Consider the following 17,205-nt stretch of genomic DNA (forward strand, 5'->3'; position numbering starts at 1 on the left):
GCTGTGGCTTTTGTACAACTCGCCGAGGGCGAACTGCATTACCAACTGGATGGCCCCATCGATGCACCGGTGCTGGTGCTGTCCAATTCGCTGGGTACCGACCTGAATATGTGGGACACCCAGGTCCCGGCCTTTGCCGAGCACTTTCGCGTGCTGCGCTTCGATACCCGTGGCCACGGCCAATCCCTGGTGACCGAAGGCCCCTACAGCATCGAACAACTCGGCCGCGACGTGATTGCGCTGCTGGACGCGCTGGACATCCCGCGCGCGCATTTCTGCGGGCTGTCCATGGGCGGGCTGATCGGCCAATGGCTGGGGATTCACGCGGGGGATCGTTTGCAGCGCCTGGTGGTGTGCAACACTGCGGCCAAGATCGGTACATCAGACGTGTGGAACCCGCGTATCGAGATGGTCCTGCGCGACGGTGCGGCCGCGATGGTGGCGCTGCGCGACGCGTCGATTGCGCGCTGGTTCACCGCCGATTTCGCGGCGGCCAACCCGCAGCAGGCCAAGCGCATTACCGACATGCTCGCGGCCACCTCGCCCCAGGGCTACGCCGCCAATTGCGCAGCGGTGCGCGATGCAGACTTCAGCGAGCAACTGTCGGCGATCCACGTGCCGACCCTGGTGATCGCCGGCACTGAAGACGCTGTCACACCGCCCGCCGGCAGCCACTTTATCCAGCGCCAGGTACAGGGGGCCGAGTACGCCGAGTTCTACGCCGCCCACCTGTCCAACGTGCAAGCCGGTGCCGCGTTCAGCGACCGGGTCATTCAATTCCTGCTGGCCCGCTGAGGAGTCTTTTGTGGACGAGAAACAACGTTACGCCGACGGCCTGCAAGTGCGCCGCGAAGTGCTGGGCGACGCGCATGTCGACCGCAGCCTGAATGCCTTGACCGAGTTCAACAGCGAATTCCAGGACATGATCACCCGCCACGCCTGGGGCGATATCTGGACCCGCCCCGGCCTGCCCAGGCACACCCGCAGTTTGATCACCATCGCCATGCTGATCGGCATGAACCGCGGCGAAGAACTCAAACTGCACCTGCGCGCCGCCGCCAGCAATGGCGTGACCCGTGCCGAGATCAAGGAAGTGCTGATGCAAAGCGCGATCTACTGCGGGATTCCGGCGGCGAATGCGACGTTTCATCTGGCCGAATCGGTGTGGGATGAATTGGGGGTCGAGTCGCGCGCTTAGTGCGACTCGGCACTGCACTCCTGGCGAGAGGCAACAGGTTGTCGAGGAGCGGTCGCTGACCGTCACGGGGCTGAGCGGTCAGGTCGACTCACAGGGAGCCGTAGCTTTTTCTCAGGGGCAGGCCCATTTCTTCTCGTAACGCGTTTTCGGTCAGTGGGTAAGGATTTGACGTGGTTGGCGCGGTTGCGGGGTCGTTGTCAAAGTCGAAGGGCGGACTGGCAGTTTCCAGGCCGACGACCTGGCGTTCATCATTGGGCTCCTGGGTGCGTGTGCCGTCCGGGCGGATAATTTCCGTATTGCCGAGAAGTGTGCTGCCTGTGGCTGCGTTATAAGCGTGACCCAGTTCGTGGTACAGGGTCGTGGTGGGCGGCAGAAACACACGCGACTCGTCCGAGGCTTCTCTGGGGATGACCGGGTTATAGGTCACAAACGATTCTGTCGTGCCCGCGCCACGGACCCCATCGTGGATGATCGTGGGGTCCTGCCATTCTTCCAGGGGAACGCCCTCCGGCGGCACGACGATGTGAGCATCAGTGATATCTTGCATTATCGTGACTTTGACTCCGCTGCGCTCTGCGGCGGCGTCCAGTTCATTCAACATGTGCTGGCTGTTGGGAGAGCCTCGGTAAAACTCCAGGTCATCCTCAACCCGTTGCTTGAATGCCGGGGAACCTTCGATATCAATCGCCTTGCGCCCTGCATTTTCGGGCAATGGCACGGTCTCGATAAACTTGAATCCGAATGGCAATCCCAGGTGATCGCTGCGTTTACCGTACACAACGTCGTCGCTTGAGTTGGAATAGACGCTGTCTTGACCTCTACCCGTGTAGATATGGCTTCGGCCATAAGCGTTTATCTGATCATCGCCTTTGCCGCCGTGCATGATGTTGTGGCCGCTTCCGCCGTGCATCAGGTCGTCATCGTTTCCTCTGTCCATGTAGCTGGTTTTGCTGTCAGGACCGTAACCCGCGTACATGCGGTCGTTACCGTTCCCGCCGTACATGGTGTTATTGCCTGTGCCGCCCATCATGGTGTCATCGCCGTCGTCACCGCCGGCGTAACTGCTTGCGCTGCCCAGTTGGATGATGTCATTACCTGCGCCGCCGTAAACTTGGCTTTTACCACCTCCGGTCTGTATATGATCGTTACCTTCACCTCCATGGATTAGGGTGTAAGCCATCACATCAGGATCAATGCGAACGGTGTCGTCACCTTTGTTCGCCCTGATGGCTATCGCTGTCGCATCGCTGTTAGCAGCGGGCAGTAAATAACTTTTGCCATTTATCACGGCATTGAGTTGGCCGCGTTCGCCTTTGCTGATGTGAATGTCGTCGCGCCATCGGCAGTATCGATTTTTAGAATCGTCACATTTTTTTTCCCGCTTTCCCCCTGATACGACGTGGTTGTCAGTGTGATATCGACATTTTTGTCACTGACAATCTTGCTGGTCTGGGGGGGAGGGCTGTTTATGAGTGCAGGGGCGCCTGGAGCTGGCGATCCGCCGGGGAGGGCATTAGGCTCGGGCGCTTTAGGCGCAACGGAAGAGGTTTGCATCGTCAATACTCTTTCTTGTGAACGTCGGTGACTTACCGCCGATCAGTGGTGAAAAAGTTGGAGGGGTTCCCGCATGACGATAACTACTTCATTACAGCATGCATGAAAAAAGACAACGCACAGCCCGATAACGCACATCACTTGGAATCGGCGTCCCACACCCAATTCCACACCCCGGGCAGATGCACTTCTTCACTCGCTTGTTTCACGGTACGCGCCAATGCCGCCCGCTCCAGTGCTGCGTGATCGGTGTAGAACGGCTCGGCGGCGGTCTTCAGGCCGTCGATCCGGGCGCTATCCATCAGGATCTGCAGGTACTCTTGCAGATGCCGTGCGGTGTAGCGGTTGATGTCGTGGAAGGTCACCACCACCGGTATCACGCCGTCGACTGTCGGCAATTCCCCCAAGGCGATGCGTTCGCGCACCACCGACAGCTGGCGGATCAGGTTCTCGCGGCGGCGCGGGCTGGCGTTGAAGCCCCAGATCTTGCCGTCGTTGGCGCTCAGGTCGGTCAACAACACCTTCATGCCGTGGCGCTGGTAGGCGGCGAAGGTGCGCCGGTCGTAGTTCCAGAAGGGCGGGCGCACCAGCGTCGGCGACACGCCGGTGATCGCGGCGATATCCGCAGCGCCCTGGCTGAGGGTGCGTTCAAGCTCAGCGTCGCTCAACCAGCGATGGTTGGTATGAAAGGCCGTGGCCGTGTGGAACGCCAGCACATGCCCGGCCGCGAACTCACGTTCCATGGTCTTGCGGCCCCGTGAACTGCCGCCGGAGCGCGAGGCTTCGGTCTGCAGAAAGAACACCGCCTTGATGCCCGGCAATACCGGGTTGTTTGCCAGGTCGGCCATCACCGAGCGGGTCGGGTTGTTGTACCCCGAGGCGCTGGGACCGTCATCGAACGTCAGCAGAAAACGGATCGGCGCCTGGGCCTGCAGGCGTTGTTCGGTCTGTGGCGTCAGCTCGATGGGCGCGCTGATGCAGCCGCTGAGGCTCAAGGCCAGGGCGAGCAAGGCGGATGCGATGGCGAAAGATTTCATGGGTGCGCAGGCTCGAATAAAACCCGCTGCTGGATGGGTCAGCAGCGGCAGGCGCGCACGATACCGCAAGATGCTCGACGTGGGGTTAAAGGCTGACAAACGCGATCTGGTTTAACCTACGTATTGCGCTCGCAGTGGCCTACCCATTTCCTCGTTCAAAGCGTTTTCAGTGAAGGGCTTGGGGTTGGTGGTGATGGCTGGCGTGGCAGGGTCGTTGTCAAAATCAAAGGCGGCTGCGCTGCTCTCAAGGCCGACGGCCTGGCGTTCACTGTTAGGCACTTCGTGCGCCTGCCCCTCGAATACTTCCTGCGTGGAACCCGTGAAGGCGGTGCCGTTGGCGGCGTTATAGGCGTGAGCCATTTCGTGGTAGAGCCCGATGATGGGCGGGTGAGTCGTGCCCGCCGAGGGGTTCAGTTGGGACCGGTTGTATTCAATGCGCGCGCGGTCAGCCCGAGACCCTGGTACTCCGTCGACCATGAACCCCCACTTGGGATCGTCGCCGACTACCGGCGCACGTTCGTCCTGCAGCAGGGCCTGGAGTTCCTGGCTGCCGTAGATGTACCCGCTGCCGTTCTCCTGCCGATCTTCCACAATCGTTACCGGGGCGCCGTTGCGATCGGCAGCTGCGTCCATCTCTGCGAGCATCTGCTGGCCTTGGGGAGAGTGGCGTAACAGCGCCAAATCGTCTTCGACCCGTTGGATGAACGCGGCAGATCCCTTGATTGCAAACCCCTTGATTGGGCCGGCGTGGGCAGACACGGCCGTCAATAGCGAGCCATTGAGAGGGTTGATCGAATCGCCGGGCTGGGCGTAGATCCGGTCGCCCGGTCGATTGGCAATGACGGTGTCATAACCCTCGCCGGTGTAGAAGGTGCTTCGGTCGTGGCCGATCAAGCGATCGTGCCCGGTGCCGCCATGCAACACCGTGTGGCCGGAGCCGGCGTACAGCCGGTCATTACCGTTGCCGCCATCCAGATAGCTGGCTTTTCGGCGCGATCCCGCGCCCGCATAGAGGCGGTCATTGCCGTTGTTGCCATAGAGCACGCTGTCGCCGCTGCTGCCCATGAGCAGGTCGTCACCGTCATTGCCCTCGGCGTAACCAAGGCCGCTGCCAAGGCGCACGACGTCGTTACCGTTGCCGCCGACTACGCGGGTGTCACCACCGCCGGCCTGGATTCGGTCATTGCCGTCCCCCGCTTCAATCACGATGGGCTGCATGACGTTGGCATCAATGTGTACGTGGTCATTGCCGCCGTGGGTCTTCAGGTACAGGGTCAGCGGTTTGCCATCGTTATCGTGGCTGGCAAAACGATACAACCGGCCATTGAGGCGAATGTTCAACTGATCGTCAGAAGCCTGGCTGATGTGGACCTGGTCCGCGTCGTTGCCGGTTTCCAGGAGCAGGCTGTTGTTCAGGCTGAAAGAATAGCCGCGCTCCCATATCGACTGTCCGCTGGCTTTTAGATTGCCGTCATTCAGGAACGGGTGCAGATAGGTCTGGATCGACGTGCCTGGGAGGAACTGCAAATGGGCAGGTTTGGCCAGCCCGTAGTGACCAGTGTCGAACGTTGCTACTGGGCGCGCTGCAGGTAAGGGCGGTACGCCATCGAGGAGGCGTGGGAGAAGGCGGGTACTACCGTTGAAAACATCCATGTGTGGTCCTTGTTTAAGCGCCAGGTATCAGCCCTGGCGCTTAACAGTGACCACCCGCAGCAAATCGTTCCCGCCAAGGTGTAATACGGCTTTACAGCAGACTGAGCGGGTAGCTGACGATCAAGCGGTTTTCATCGAACTCATTGTTGCTGAAGTCGCGGCGGATGCTGGAATTGCGCCAGCGCAGCGTGAGGTTTTTCAGGGCGCCGCTCTGCAGCGTGTAGCCCAATTCGCTTTCGCGGCCCCACTCCTTGCCGTCGGTGATGGTGCCTGTATGCACGTTGCTGCCGCTGATATAGCGGTTCATCAAGGTCAGGCCCGGTACGCCGAGGGCGGCAAAGTTATAGTCGTGCCGCACTTGCCAGGATTTCTCCTGGGCGTTGTCGTAGCTGGAGTTGTAACTGTCGTTGGCCAGGGTGCCGCCGCTGGTGCCGTTGACGCGCATCCACGCGCTGTTGCCGGTGAGTTTTTGCAGGCCGACGTAGAAGGTGTTGCCGCCGTACTTGGCCGAGAACAGACCGGACCAGGTTTTGTTGTCCAGCTCGCCTGCGCGGGCGCTGCCGTCGTCCTTGCCATAGAAGAACCCGAGGTTGGCGCCCAGGGTCCAGTCGCCCACGGGTTGGCTATGGACCAGGTTGACGAACTGCTGGCGGTAGATGTCTTTGAGCTGGGCATTCCACAGGCCGACCTGGGTGCGTTTGTCGTTGAACGTGTATTCGCCGCCCTGGAAGTTGAAGCGGTCGGAGGTGAAGGCGGCTTTGCCGAACATCGACATGTCCGACATGCTGCTGTCGTCCCGCGGGCTGTTGGCGCGGAACTGGCCGCCGTAGAGGGTCAGACCGTCGATTTCCTTCGAGGTGATCTGCCCGCCGCGCAGGGTTTGCGGCAGGGAACGGCCGTCGTCGGCGCGCAGGATCGGCAGCGTCGGCATCCATTCGCCGACCTTCAGTTCGGTCTTCGAAATCCGCGCCTTGAACGCCACACCCAGGCGCCCGAAATCGTCGGCGGGGCGGCCGTCATGGTCCAGCGGCAATAACTGTGAACCGCCAGTGCCGCGCCCGCCATCAAGCTTGAGCGAGTACAGCCCCAGTACATCCACGCCAAAACCCACGGTGCCCTGAGTGAAGCCGGACTTGGCGTCGAGGATGAAACTTTGCGTCCACTCCTGCGCGCCGCCCTGGGCTTTGGTCGGGTTGGTGAAGTTACGGTTGATGAAGAAATTGCGCAGGTTGAGGTTGGCGCTGGCGTCCTCCATAAAGCCGTGTTCTTCGGCGACGGCGGGAAACGCGAGGCTGGCGACTGCGGTGGCCAGAAATAGCTGGCGAGGGTGAAAAGTGCTCATGGCATTGGGCCTGTTGTTATTGGGGTTATGCAGGTGGCGGCCATGGTGCGGGGCAGTGCGGGGGTGGTTCAATCGGGGGAGGGCGGGTTTTGGGCGATGATCGAACGCAAGTTGCCGGGCGCTGAGGCCCGGCATTTGCGGGTTATCGTTTGGGCAGGTCGAAGTGGGTCCAAGGCACCGCTGGCAGGTAGTGTTGCGCAGCTACGATCAGCGCCACCATCACCACCAGGAATACCACTTGCAGGGGGCTCCAGAAGGCCCAGTGCAAACCGTTCAGCCACGGGTAGCCTTCGCTGAATTTCTGGCTCATCTGACCGATACGCGTCTTGTGCAACAGGTTGATCAGGACCATACCCGCGTAGGTGAACATGCCCAGCACGCCGAGCATCAAGCCGCAGGCCACCAGCATGATCGCCTGCGGTACGCCGTGGCGAATGACCAGCCAGTAGTCATTGGGGTTGATTCGCTTGGGGATCAGGTACTGGCTCAGCCACACATCCAGAACCCGATAGGTTGAACTCATCCCGGCCCACATTTGGGTGACGCGAAAGCCAACGGCCGCCGGCACGAACGCCATCAGCATGAAAATGACCAGCGACATCCCGTCCATTCTGTCTGGCTTATCGTGGGCGATGCTCAGGCCAAGCCCCAGGGCGAAGACGGCCCATAGCCGGATAAACACCTGTGTGTAGATCGGCCGAGGTACGAATTTGCGCCAAAAGAACAGATCTGTTTGAGGCAGGCGCTCGACCAGTTGCGGATAGCGCCAGGTCAGTGTTTGCGCCAGGTGCTGGCAGGCGTTCCACTCGTTTTCGCCAAACCCATCGATCATGCGTTTGTGTTGCGTGGCGGACATCGGCGTCAGCAGCAGGCGCGCGGCCAGGGCATCGGCTGATGTGCGCCGCGTGTCCTGGGCCTTGTCTTGCAAGTTGGCGTAGAAACTTTCCTGCTCGCAACGCGACACCAATTCGCGCCATATCCACGCCGGTTCCGGGTACACGCCTTTCTGGTCGTCCCAGCCGAATGCCTGGCACACCCGCTCGAACAGCGGCACGCTCCATTGGGTTTCATGCAGCAGGTGCAGGACGATGCGCTGCCACTGCTGTTGCAGGTCGAACACCCGCAGCCAGGGTTGGTTGGTGTATTGATTGAGCTGGGTGATGAACTCGCGCTCGGCCTTTTGCTCCAGCAGTTCCAGCAAGGTGCGGCGGTAGTCTTGCAGCAGTTCGCCGGTCAGCGCTTCGTATTGCCAGGACGTCATCGCCACTTGCTGCCAGGGCGTCAGCCATTCCAGGTGTTGGGCGGCCCAACCGGCGATGGCGCTGCGTTCACCCGGTGCTTCGAAACAATGGCGCAACAGGCCGGCCTGGAACGCATCGGTGCAGCCCTGTTGCCGAGCCTGGACCCAGCGTTCATCGAGGTTACGCGCGTTGAGGTCGTCGAGCAGTGCCTGGGCCGGGTCCGGTGTGTGGGCTTCGAAGGGCGCAGGGCTGACGGGGCTGATGTTCATCAGTTCGGCCAGGTCATTCAGGTTTGCGTAGACCGCTTCGGCCACGGGCGCCTGGACGCGTTCTTCCTCTTCGTTATCAGCCCGCCAGCGTGCTTCACTCAGGGCGTGTTCATAGGCCTCGCGCAGGCGCTGGAAGCCTTGGGCGTCGTCGTCCGGGCGGCAGCTTTTCAGCAAGCGCGCATAGCTGCGCTTGATGTTGCGCTCGTCGGCGTCATCTGGCAGTTGCAGTACGGTCCAGCAATCCATCGGTGTTCCCTCAGCGCCAGAACCCGTTGTCGAGTTGCTCAAGTTGACGGGTCAGTTCGCTGCGAGCTTCGCGGATGCGGCGTTCGTCCTGGGTGTCGAGTACCTGCTGGAACTGTGCCGCCCAATGCCCTAGCTGTTCGCGCAGCTCGCCGAGGTTTTCCTGGTAGAGCCGTTCGAGGCGGGCGACGAGCACGGTGTTGACCTGCTGGTCGCGTGGGTGGACCTTCAATTGCGCCAGGGCTTGCAGGCGTTGCTGGATCTCCTGCGGGTTGAGCACGCCGGGGTTGTTCTCGATCACCAGCGAATGTTGCTCGCCGGTCAGCGGGATATTCACCTGGGCTTCCAGCAAACCGTTGTTGTCGTAGGTGAAGCGCACGTCCAGGGAGACTTCACCGGCCTTGCGCTTGGGCACGGGAATATCCAGTTGGCCCAGCTCGATGTTGTCTTTGACCAGGCGGCTTTCACCCTGGTAGATCTTCAGCAGCACGCGGGTCTGGTCATCGTGCAGGGTGACCACGCTTTTGACCCGGCTCACCGGCACGCTGCTGTTGCGTTCGATCAACGGCAGGTAATGGCCGCTTTCGATATGGCCGCCGTACTGGTTCGAGGTTTCGATGCCCAGGGTGTAGGGGCAAACGTCAGTCAGCACCACTTCTTCGAGGGCGGCAGAGCGCGCCTTGAGTGCGGCCTGGATCGCTGCGCCGTGGGCCACCACCTGGTCGGGATCGAGGCTGATGGACGGGAAACGCCCGAACAGGCCTGCGGCAAGCTTACGTACCAGTGGCATGCGCGTGGTACCGCCCACCAGCAGGATTTCATCCAGGTCGCCAACCCGAATCCGCGCATCGCGCAGGGCGCGTTCGATCGGCGCGCGCAGGCGCTCCAGCAGCGGCGTGTAGAGCTTGGCCAGTTCCTGTTGGGTGATGGTTTTCACCCATTGCTGGCCGTCGACACGCAGGGCGAATTCAGCACTGTCATCCTGGCCCAGGGCTTTGCGCACGCGCTCGGCTTCGCGGCGCAGGGCTTGCAGCACAGTGCTGGTGGGCGGGAAACCCGTGGCGTTACGTTGGCTGTCGACAAAGTGTTCGAGCAACAGGGTGTCGAAGTCTTCGCCACCGAGGAAGTTGTCGCCGGCGCTGGCGCGGACTTCCATCACCCCGTCGAACAGCTCGATGATCGACACGTCAAAGGTGCCGCCGCCGAGGTCGAAAACCAGGAACGAGGTTTCTTTATCACGCTGATGCAGGCCGTAGGCGAGGGCCGCGGCGGTCGGTTCGTTGATCAGTTTTTCAACGGTCAGCCCCGCCAATTCACCGGCGATGCGCGTGGCCTTGCGTTGGCCGTCGCTGAAGTAGGCGGGCACGCTGATCACCGCGTCGGTGACCGTTTGGCCGTAGGTACGCTCGATGTCCTCCTTGAGGCTTTTGAGCACCAGCGCCGAGAGTTCTTCGGGGCGAAACGAGCGGTCGCCCAGGCGCACTTCGGTGGCGCTGCCCATGTAGCGCTTGAACAGCGAGGTGGTCAGGTGCGGGTGGGTATGCAGGCGCTCTTTGGCGGCCTGGCCTACCAGGACGCGGCCTTGGTCATCCAGCCCGACCACGCTTGGGGTCAGCAACTGGCCCAGGGCGTTGGGCACCATTTCGGCGGCATCGCCGCGCCAGACTGCCGCAAGACTGTTGGTGGTCCCCAGGTCGATTCCTACGATCATTACGACAAGCTCCCTCTGTGGTCTGTAAGAATCTGTTACTGATTTTACCCTGAAAGGTTGAGCGATAGGCAAGGCGGGAGAGCGTTGTGGTCATAGCAAACACCGATGACCAGGCATAAAAAAACCGCTTCCAGTGAGGGAAGCGGTTTTGTCTACAGCGGTGTGATCAGAACAACTTCATCTTTGGCGCTTCTTCTTTCAGCGGCTGGTTATTCGCCGCCTGTTCGTTCCAGCCACCGCCGAGGGCCTTGTACAGGTTGACCTCGCTGGTCAACTGCGCGAGGCGGTCGGTGATCAGCGATTGCTGGGCACTGAACAGCTGGCGCTGGGCGTCGAGGAACGTCAGGTTGCTGTCGACACCAATGCGGTAGCGACGCTCGGCCAGGCGGTAGTAATCCTGGTTGGCGGCGACGAAACCACGCTGGGCCTCCAACTGCTCCTTGTAGGTCTCACGCGCGGCGAGGCCGTCGGAAACTTCCTGGAAGCCGGTCTGGATGGCCTTCTCGTAGTTCGCCACGTTGATCTCTTTCTGGATCTTCGAGTAGTCCAGGCTGGCGCGCAGGCTGCCGGCGTTGAAGATCGGGATGTTGATCTGCGGGGCGAACGACCAGGTGCCCGAGCCGCCTTTGAACAGACCGCCCAGGTCCGGGCTCAGGGTCCCGGCGTTGGCTGTCAGGCTGATGCTCGGGAAGAACGCCGCACGGGCGGCGCCGATGTTGGCGTTGGCCGCCTTGAGGTTGTACTCGGCCTGCAGGATGTCGGGGCGACGCTGCAACAGGTCCGATGGCAACCCGGCTGGCACTTCGCTGAGCAGGTTATCCGACAGCGGCTTGCTGGCGAGATTCGCCGGCAGGCCGGTGCCGAGTAGCAGGGTCAGGCTGTTTTCGTCCTGGGCCACCTGGCGGGTATAGCGTGCCAGGGCCACCCGGGCGTTTTCCACCGAGGTGCGCGCTTGGCTCAGGTCGAGGGCCGAGGACACGCCGACTTCGTTGCTGCGCGAGGTCAGCTTGTAGCTTTGCTCGTATGCGCCCAGGGTTTCCTGGGTCAGCTTGAGCAATTCCTTGTCGGCCTGCCAGGTCAGGTAGGCGGTGGCCACACTGGCCACCAGGCTGATCTGGGTGCTGCGCCGCGCTTCTTCGGTTGCGAAGTATTTCTGCAGCGCTTCCTCGCTCAGGCTGCGGACACGGCCGAACAGGTCCAGCTCATAGGAGCTGATGCCCAGGGTGGCCGAGTACGAACTGCTGATGCCTGCTTTACCGGTTTGCGACATGCGTGCCGGTGTCCGCTGGCGGCTGCCGCTGCCAGTGGCCGATACGGCCGGGAACAGGTCGGCGCGCTGGATGTTGTACTGCGCCGCGTAGGCATCGATGTTCAAGGCCGCGACGCGCAGGTCGCGGTTGTTCACCAGTGCGGTCTGGATCAGCTGTTGCAGGGCAGGGTCATGGAAAAACTGCTTCCAGCCCTGTTCGGCGGCGGCCTGGTTCGGAGCCTGGGCCGACGAATACGCCGGGCCCTGCGGGAACTGCGCGGCCACCGGCGCCTCGGGGCGCTGATAGTCAGGTATCAGCGAGCAGCCACTGAGCACGAATGCCGTGACGGCTAAGGAAAGTAGCGACTTGCTCATTGGCCAGCCTCTTTAGGAGTTTGCTTGGGTTCAGTCTTTTTGCGTTCGCCCATGGCGGACACGGTTGCGAAGAACAGGGGCACCCAGAATATCGCCAGGACCGTGGCGGTGATCATACCGCCGATAACGCCGGTACCGATCGCATGCTGGCTGCCTGAGCCGGCGCCCGAGGAGATCGCCAGCGGCAATACGCCGAGGATGAACGCCATGGAGGTCATGATGATCGGTCGCAGACGCATGCGCGACGCTTCGATCGCCGACTCGACAATGCCTTTGCCTTGTTCGTGAAGCTCTTTGGCGAATTCCACGATCAGGATGGCGTTCTTCGCCGCCAGGCCCACCGTCACCAGCAAGCCCACCTGGAAGAACACGTCGTTGGACAAGCCACGCAGGCTGGTGGCGATCAACGCACCCACCACACCCAGCGGCACGACGAGTACCACCGCGATCGGGATCGACCAGCTTTCGTACAGCGCCGCGAGGCAGAGGAACACCACCAGCAGCGACAGGGCGTACAGAGCAGGTGCCTGGGAGCCGGACAGGCGTTCTTCATACGACAGGCCCGTCCAGGCGTAGCCGACACCCGCCGGCAGTTGCTTGGCGATACGTTCGACTTCGGCCATGGCTTCACCGGTACTGTAGCCCGGTGCCGGGGTACCGAGGATTTCCATCGCCGCCACACCGTTGTAGCGCGAGAGTTTCGGCGAACCGAAGATCCACTTGCCCGAAGCGATGGCCGACAGCGGCACCATCTTCCCGGAGCTGCTGCGCACGAACCATTTGTTCAGGTCTTCAGGGGACATCCGGCTGGCGGCCTCACCCTGCACGTACACCTTCTTCACTCGACCACGGTCGATGAAGTCGTTGACGTAGCTGCCACCCAAGGCAATCGCCAGGGTCTGGTTGATGCTCGACAGCGTAATGCCCTGGGCACTGGCCTTCTCGTCGTCGACGGTGAGCTCGTACTGCGGCTCATCGTTCACGCCGTTGGGGCGCACACCGGCGAGGATCTTGCTCTGGGCGGCCATGCCCAGGAACTGGTTGCGCGCAGCCATCAACTTGTCATGGCCGACGCCGCCCTGGTCCTGCAGGAACACGTCGAAACCGGTCGCGTTACCCAACTCCAGTACAGACGGTGGCACGATGGCAAACACCATGGCGTCCTGGAATGTCTGCATGAAGTAACCTTGGGCGCGCTTGGCGATCTCGAACACCGAGGTGGACGCGTCACGCTCATCCCACGGTTTGAGCATCACGAATGCCAGACCCGAGCTTTGACCACGCCCCGCGAAGTTGAAGCCGTTCACGGTAAAGACCGATTTCACGCCCTTGCCTTCGCCGGGTTCGCCTTCCTTGTCGTTGAGCAGGAAGATACGCATGTCGTCGATGACTTTCTGCGTGCGCTCGGCCGTTGAGCCGACCGGCGTCTGCACCTGGGCAAAGATCACGCCCTGGTCTTCGTCGGGCAGGAACGCTGCCGGGATCCGCATGAACAACCAGATCATGCCGGCAAAGATCAGCACGTAAACGAGGAACGCCGGAATCTTGTGCCTGATCATGTTCCCCACGCCGCGCTCGTAGCTCAGTACGCTACGGTCGAAGGTGCGGTTGAACCAGCCGAAGAAACCACGCTTGGGTTGTCCGTGCGTCTCGGGGTCGATCGGCTTGAGCATGGTGGCGCACAAGGCCGGGGTGAAGATCAGCGCAACCAGTACCGACAACGCCATGGCCGAAACGATGGTGATGGAGAACTGTTTGTAGATCACACCAGTGGAGCCGCCGAAGAATGCCATCGGCAACAGTACCGCCGACAGCACCAGGGCAATACCCACCAGGGCGCCCTGGATCTGGCCCATGGACTTGACCGTCGCCTCTTTCGGCGACAGGTGCTCCTCGGCCATCACCCGCTCGACGTTTTCCACCACGACGATGGCGTCGTCCACCAGTAAGCCGATGGCCAGGATCATGCCGAACATGGTCAGGGTGTTGATGGTGAAGCCGAACGCGGCCAGGATCCCGAAGGTGCCCAGCAATACCACCGGTACGGTCATGGTGGTGATGATGGTGGCGCGGAAGTTCTGCAGGAACAGGAACATCACCAGGAACACCAGCACGATCGCCTCGACCAGGGTGTGTACCACACCGGAAATCGATTCGGTCACCACTGGAGTGGTGTCATACGGCACCACCGCCTTCATGCCTGGCGGGAAGAACGGTTCCAGGGACGCGACCGTGGCACGGATGGCCTTGGCGGTGTCCAGGGCGTTGGCGCCGGAGGCCAGCTTGATCGCCATACCGGACGCCGGGTTGCCGTTGAACTGCGCGCTGATGCTGTAGGTCTGGCCGCCCAGCTCGATACGCGCGACGTCCTTCAAGCGAACCTGTGAACCGTCGGTGTTGACCTTCATCAGGATATTGCCGAACTGCTCAGTGGTCTGCAGGCGGGTCTTACCGATGATGGTCGCGTTCAATTGGGTGCCGGGCAGGGCAGGCAGGCCGCCCAATTGGCCGGTGGCCACTTGTACGTTCTGTGCCGAGATCGCGGTGCTGACGTCTACCGGGGTCAACTGGTAGTTGTTCAGCTTGGCCGGATCGAGCCAGATACGCATGGCGTACTGCGAACCGAATACCTGGAAGTCACCTACACCCGCAGTACGGGAAATCGGGTCCTGGATGTTGGACACGATGTAGTTGGACAGGTCGTCCTTGGTCATGCTGCCGTCTTCCGACACCAGACCGATCACCATCAGGAAGTTCTTCACCGACTTGGTCACGCGGATACCCTGCTGCTGCACTTCTTGCGGCAGCAGCGGGGTCGCCAGGTTCAGCTTGTTCTGAACCTGGACCTGGGCGATGTCCGGGTTGGTACCCTGGTTGAACGTCACGGTGATGGTCATGCTGCCGTCGGAGTTACTGTCCGATGACACATAACGCAGGTTGTCGATACCGTTGAGCTGTTGTTCGATCACCTGCACCACGGTGTCCTGCACGGTTTGTGCGGATGCACCTGGGTAGGTCACCTGGATATCAATGGCGGTCGGCGCAATCGCCGGGTACTGGTTGATGGGCAACTTCAGGATCGACAGTGCCCCGACCAGCATGATCACCAGGGCAATCACCCAGGCGAAAATGGGACGGTCGATAAAAAATTTCGACATGGGTTACTCCCCTTTGCCAGCAGCAGCGGCAGCAGGAGCGGCGGTACCGGCAGGCTGGGCGTTGTCGGCGTCCTTGACCTTGACCTGGACGCCCGGCTTGACGTACTGCAAGCCTTCGGTGATCACACGGTCACCGGCGTTCAAGCCTTTTTCCACCAGCCAGTAAGCGCCGGCGGTGCGGTTGGCGACCAGCACGCGCTGCTCAACTTTGTTGTCCGCGTTGACCACCAACGCCGTCGGGATACCCTTGAGGTCTCGGGTCACGCCTTGCTGCGGTGCCAGGATCGCCTTGCTGTTCACACCGGCTTGTAACTGGGCGTGTACGAACATGCCGGGCAGCAGGGTGTGGTCAGGGTTGGGGAACACGGCGCGCAGAGTGACCGAACCGGTGGTCTGGTCAACCGACACTTCGGAGAACTCCAGTTTGCCGTCCAGGCCATAGCTGCTGCCGTCTTCCAGGGTCAGCTTGACCTTGGCGGCATTGGCGCCGGCTTTCTCCAGTTGGCCGCTTTCCAGGTCGCGGCGCAGCTTCAGCATTTCAGCCGAAGACTGCGTGACGTCGACGTAGATCGGGTCCAGTTGCTGGATCACCGCCATGGCATCGGTCTGGCCATTGCTGACCAGCGCGCCTTCGGTGACCGAGGAACGCCCGATACGCCCGGAGATCGGCGCGAACACCTTGGTGTAGCGCACGTTGATTTGGGCGGTTTGAACGTTTGCTTCGGAAGTCATGCGGTTGGCGACGGCGGTGTCGTATTCCTGGCGGCTGACGGCCTGCTCGTCGACCAACTGCTTGTAGCGGTCGGCGATCGACTTGGTCTGGGACAGGCTGGCCTGTGCGCTTTTCAGGGTGGCGTCATAGACCGACGGATCGATCTGATAAAGCTGCTGGCCTTCTTTCACATCCCCGCCTTCCTTGAACAGGCGCTTGAGGATGATGCCATTGACCTGCGGACGGACTTCCGCGATGCGGTAGGCGGTGGTGCGGCCTGGCAGCTCGGACGTCAGGGTAAAGGCTTGCGGTTGAAGGGTGACCACGCCGACCAGAGGAGTTTGCGCGGGCGGAGCCGCCTCTTCCTTTTTGCATCCGCTGAGCAGCGATGCCAGGGCGACGGCAGTGACCAGAGCGGTAACAGCTGGCTTAAGTTGCATGAAGATCCTCGGGTCAGGCGCGCAGACTGCGCACAAGAAGGGTGGAAGGGTAAAAAACAAGCTGTGAGTAGATAAGTAGCTTGCTACGCAATATACTTACGTTCATGGTTGTTTGTAAACTCTTGACAGGCTTCGCGCAGTGTTGACACAGCATCGCCCCGAGCCTCGATTTTAGTACGTTCGGCGCCCATGACGGTGTCGTCCCACAATTATTCAGATGCTCGTTAGCGCCTATTAAAGCAGCGTTACCGATAGTCCCACATGTTTTGATTGAGGTTTTATTGCCATGGTCCGTCGCACCAAAGAGGAAGCTCAGGAAACGCGCAGCCAGATTCTCGACGCTGCTGAGCAGGCCTTTTATCAGCGGGGTGTAGCGCGGACCACACTGGCGGACATCGCCGCGCTGGCCGGGGTAACGCGAGGCGCCATCTATTGGCACTTCAGCAATAAGTCCGACCTGTTGCAGGCATTGCTCGACACCCTGCACGAACCCCTGGACGAGCTGGCCAGGGCCAGTGAAAGCGAGGATGAAGTCGACCCGCTGGGGTGTATGCGCAAGCTGCTGATTCATCTTTTTCATCAAGTGGCCCTGGATCCGAAAACCCGGCGCATCAACGAAATCCTGTTTCATAAGTGCGAGTTCACCGATGAGATGTGCGACATGCGCCGCCAACGCCAGACCCACAGCCTGGAGTGCAACCTGCGTATCAGCCTGACCTTGCGTAACGCGGTGCATCGCGGGCAACTCCCGGAAAACCTCGACACCACGCGCGCAGCGGTATGCATTCATGCCTATATCAATGGCTTGTTGGGCCAATGGCTGCTGGTGCCGGACAGTTTTGAGCTGCACCAGGAAGCTGAGCGTTGGGCCGATGCAGGGCTGGACATGCTGCGCTTGAGCCCTAGCCTGCGCAATTAAGTCAAAATATGTAATTGCATCCAATTGTTTCAACAGTAAAGCCTAAGGGCGGGCAATCGTCCTGCTGACTTATTGGTGGGATGACTTTATATACGGGCTGGCGG

At 61.1% G+C, this 17,205-nt stretch carries 13 protein-coding genes; 3 read left to right on the forward strand and 10 right to left on the reverse strand.

Translation table 11 applies throughout. The annotated features are described in order from the left end of the window. Nucleotides 1–3: 3 nt before the first annotated feature. Together pcaD and pcaC are read left to right on the forward strand one after the other, a co-directional pair. A complete protein-coding gene (gene pcaD, locus MOQ67_RS08180; protein WP_046384423.1) occupies nucleotides 4–795 on the forward strand; it encodes a 3-oxoadipate enol-lactonase in 792 nt (263 codons plus the stop codon). Between the two features lie 10 nt (nucleotides 796–805). Continuing rightward, complete coding sequence (pcaC, locus tag MOQ67_RS08185; protein WP_017844824.1) at nucleotides 806–1,198, forward strand: 4-carboxymuconolactone decarboxylase; 393 nt, start codon at nucleotides 806–808, stop codon at nucleotides 1,196–1,198. An 88-nt stretch (nucleotides 1,199–1,286) separates the two neighbouring features. On the opposite strand, the gene MOQ67_RS08190 is transcribed toward pcaC, so the two are convergent. The 10 genes from MOQ67_RS08190 to MOQ67_RS08235 form a co-directional block, all read right to left on the reverse strand. After that, nucleotides 1,287–2,378: a M91 family zinc metallopeptidase gene (locus MOQ67_RS08190; protein WP_448675906.1), complete on the reverse strand. Its 1,092-nt coding sequence runs from the start codon at nucleotides 2,376–2,378 to the stop codon at nucleotides 1,287–1,289. Nucleotides 2,379–2,482: 104 nt separating this feature from the next. Beyond that, on the reverse strand, nucleotides 2,483–2,752 hold the full coding sequence (locus MOQ67_RS08195; RefSeq protein WP_448675907.1) for a hypothetical protein: 270 nt from the start codon (nucleotides 2,750–2,752) through the stop codon (nucleotides 2,483–2,485). A 137-nt stretch (nucleotides 2,753–2,889) separates the two neighbouring features. Further along, the gene (locus MOQ67_RS08200) at nucleotides 2,890–3,789 is read right to left on the reverse strand and encodes a polysaccharide deacetylase family protein (RefSeq protein WP_198717353.1); all 900 of its coding nucleotides are present in this window, start codon (nucleotides 3,787–3,789) and stop codon (nucleotides 2,890–2,892) included. 111 nt (nucleotides 3,790–3,900) lie between these two features. Beyond that, a complete protein-coding gene (locus tag MOQ67_RS08205) occupies nucleotides 3,901–5,442 on the reverse strand; it encodes a M91 family zinc metallopeptidase (protein ID WP_232925389.1) in 1,542 nt (513 codons plus the stop codon). A 91-nt stretch (nucleotides 5,443–5,533) separates the two neighbouring features. After that, on the reverse strand, nucleotides 5,534–6,784 hold the full coding sequence (locus MOQ67_RS08210) for an OprD family porin (protein WP_448675908.1): 1,251 nt from the start codon (nucleotides 6,782–6,784) through the stop codon (nucleotides 5,534–5,536). A gap of 142 nt (nucleotides 6,785–6,926) precedes the next feature. Further along, the gene (locus MOQ67_RS08215) at nucleotides 6,927–8,540 is read right to left on the reverse strand and encodes a J domain-containing protein (RefSeq protein ID WP_169884313.1); all 1,614 of its coding nucleotides are present in this window, start codon (nucleotides 8,538–8,540) and stop codon (nucleotides 6,927–6,929) included. A gap of 10 nt (nucleotides 8,541–8,550) precedes the next feature. Further along, nucleotides 8,551–10,248: a molecular chaperone HscC gene (locus tag MOQ67_RS08220; RefSeq protein ID WP_046384419.1), complete on the reverse strand. Its 1,698-nt coding sequence runs from the start codon at nucleotides 10,246–10,248 to the stop codon at nucleotides 8,551–8,553. 166 nt (nucleotides 10,249–10,414) lie between these two features. Next, nucleotides 10,415–11,872, reverse strand: coding sequence for an AdeC/AdeK/OprM family multidrug efflux complex outer membrane factor (gene adeC / locus MOQ67_RS08225; RefSeq protein WP_198718686.1), 1,458 nt, complete (start codon nucleotides 11,870–11,872; stop codon nucleotides 10,415–10,417). Further along, on the reverse strand, nucleotides 11,869–15,030 hold the full coding sequence (locus tag MOQ67_RS08230) for an efflux RND transporter permease subunit (protein ID WP_046384417.1): 3,162 nt from the start codon (nucleotides 15,028–15,030) through the stop codon (nucleotides 11,869–11,871). Before MOQ67_RS08230 ends, adeC begins: the two co-directional genes overlap by 4 nt. A 3-nt stretch (nucleotides 15,031–15,033) precedes the next feature. Then, nucleotides 15,034–16,182, reverse strand: a complete 1,149-nt coding sequence (locus MOQ67_RS08235; RefSeq protein WP_017844834.1) for an efflux RND transporter periplasmic adaptor subunit — start codon at nucleotides 16,180–16,182, stop codon at nucleotides 15,034–15,036. 286 nt (nucleotides 16,183–16,468) lie between these two features. On the opposite strand from MOQ67_RS08235, the gene MOQ67_RS08240 reads away from it, so the two are divergent. Beyond that, nucleotides 16,469–17,101 carry a TetR family transcriptional regulator gene (locus MOQ67_RS08240; protein WP_046490269.1) on the forward strand — a complete coding sequence of 211 codons (633 nt, stop codon included), beginning with the start codon at nucleotides 16,469–16,471 and terminating at the stop codon, nucleotides 17,099–17,101. The last annotated feature ends 104 nt before the right edge of the window (nucleotides 17,102–17,205 follow it).

This window comes from Pseudomonas sp. LY-1, from assembly GCF_053502595.1.